The sequence below is a fragment of the Salinisphaera sp. SWV1 genome, from assembly GCF_052044155.1.
In the GTDB taxonomy this organism is placed as follows: domain Bacteria; phylum Pseudomonadota; class Gammaproteobacteria; order Nevskiales; family Salinisphaeraceae; genus Salinisphaera.
Genome location: NZ_JBQDYE010000161.1, coordinates 1 through 565, shown reverse-complemented (window position 1 = coordinate 565; position 565 = coordinate 1). Strand labels below are relative to the sequence as shown.

Genomic DNA, 565 nt, shown 5'->3' with positions numbered 1-565 from the left:
CTTAGCGGCCCCGGTCCGCTTTCTCTACTGCGTCGTCAGGTGAATGGAGTCGCTTAAGCAATCAATGTCGGATGCGGCGCGGGCGCCTTATCCGACCAACATATCAGGACGGAATGATCGCAATGAACATGCCAATGACAGAAAGAATAAAAGCAGGCAAGCTATTTACCGATATGTGCGAAGGCTTACCGGAAAAAAAACTTCGTGGGAAAACGTTAATGTATGAGTTTAATCACTCGCATCCATCAGAAGTTGAAAAAAGAGAAAGCCTGATTAAAGAAATGTTTGCCACGGTAGGGGAAAACGCCTGGGTAGAACCGCCTGTCTATTTCTCTTACGGTTCCAACATCCATATAGTCCGCAATTTTTATGCAAATTTCAATTTAACCATTGTCGATGACTACACGGTAACAATCGGTGATAACGTACTGATTGCACCCAACGTTACTCTTTCCGTTACGGGACACCCTGTACACCATGAATTGAGAAAAAACGGCGAGATGTACTCTTTTCCGATAACGATTGGCAATAACGTCTGGATCGGAAGTCATGTGGTTATTAATCC

The 565-nt window shown here is 44.6% G+C and carries 1 protein-coding gene; it reads left to right on the top strand.

Annotated features, from left to right (window positions below):
- Positions 1–122: 122 nt before the first annotated feature.
- A partial coding sequence (locus tag ACS8YF_RS20025; RefSeq protein ID WP_440851815.1) for a maltose acetyltransferase domain-containing protein occupies positions 123–565 on the top strand: 443 nt, incomplete at its 3' end.